Below are 1,535 nucleotides of genomic sequence, written 5' to 3' on the forward strand. Positions count from 1 at the left end.
AATACTCGCTCGTTGGAACAGCAGTGTGTATGGCAACATCTCCCCTGCGGAGTTTATTGAAGCGGCAGAGCAATCAGGATTAATCATCGAATTAGGTGAGCGAATCATAGAGTTAGCATGTATTGCGAAGCAAGAGTTAGAGGCTCACCTCGGTTATACCGTGAAGCTATCCATCAACTGCTCTGCACACGAACTGGTCGATTCAAACCGCTACATCAACCACCTAACAACCTTGCTCGAGCGATACGGTCACGATGCTTCGGACTTTGTTATAGAGCTCACTGAAACCGTTTTGCTTTCACAAAGTGGACGCGAGCAGATGGTTTTGAACTCGCTTCGCTATCTTGGTTTTAAAGTCGCACTGGATGACTTCGGCACTGGCTATTCGAGCTTAAATTACATTCATAATTACCCTATCGACAGCATCAAAATTGACGCCACATTTGTGCGCAATATGCTCTCGAACAAAACGTCAGAGCAAGTGGTGTATCTGATAGCCCAGTTAGCTCAACTGTTGGATGTCGACTTAATTGCAGAAGGCGTAGAAGACGACAGGGCGCTAAATAAGCTTATCGACATGGGTTGTCATTATATTCAAGGCTACTTCTATTCTCGCCCACACAACGTCGATGAATTGGTACACATGATTAACGATAGACAAGTCAAACGCGCATAAAAAAGACCAAGCAATTGCTTGGTCTTTTTGTTTCGATTAAGAGCCTAAACAGCTATAAAACCGCTTTTTCTTTGTTTTTTAGTAACTTATCCATTTCATCTCGATTCGCGATGAAGGTTGCCATCTCCTTCTTAGGAACAGAGCTCGCCATCGGAATATTTGCGCGCATCGCGTTTACAGGGCGTCCGTACTCGATCAATTCATAATGAAGGTGTGGACCAGTAACTCGGCCTGTTTTACCAGACAAGCCGATACGCTGACCGCGAGAAACTTTTTGGCCTTTCTTCACTAAGATCTTGCTTAGATGCAGGTAACGCGTTTTGTATTTGTTACCGTGCTCAACAACAACGTAGTTACCCGCATACGGGTGCTTACGTGTCATAATCACGGTGCCATCACCTGTCGACACTACAGGCGTGCCAGTCGGTACAGCAAAGTCAGTACCGTTATGCGGTGCAACACGGCCTGTTACTGGGTGTAAACGATTCGGGTTAAATCCAGAACTGATACGCCAACTACGGCTCACAGGATAACGTTGGAACGCACGCTGTAGGCTTTCACCTTTCGCGTTGTAGAACTGACCATCCGTATGAAGATACGCGGTTATCTCACGACCACGATTGTAGATTTTGATCGCTTCGATTTCATTCTTGCCAGTTGATACACCGTTGATAGTTTGTGAACGACGAACCACTTCAAATCGGTCACCCGCACGAAGATCACGTCCAAAGTTCACCTGCTCTTTTAGCAAGCTCACCACTTGGCTGATTTCTGCAGAACTCAGACCTAAACGATTCGCAGAAGAAGAGAAACTGCCTTGAATTACGCCAACTAGCGGCTCCTGACGCCAAACACCCGG

At 46.2% G+C, this 1,535-nt stretch carries 2 protein-coding genes; one reads left to right on the top strand and one right to left on the bottom strand.

Annotated elements, in window-relative coordinates:
• Positions 1 to 676, top strand: a 676-nt coding sequence (locus R7O12_RS24500) for an EAL domain-containing protein (RefSeq protein ID WP_318126637.1), incomplete at its 5' end; no start/stop codon positions are given.
• A 52-nt stretch (positions 677 to 728) separates the two neighbouring features.
• Here the strand turns inward: R7O12_RS24500 and R7O12_RS24505 are convergent.
• Positions 729 to 1,535, bottom strand: an 807-nt coding sequence (locus R7O12_RS24505; protein WP_318126639.1) for a peptidoglycan DD-metalloendopeptidase family protein, incomplete at its 5' end; no start/stop codon positions are given.

It is taken from the genome of Vibrio sp. Vb1574, assembly GCF_033338675.1.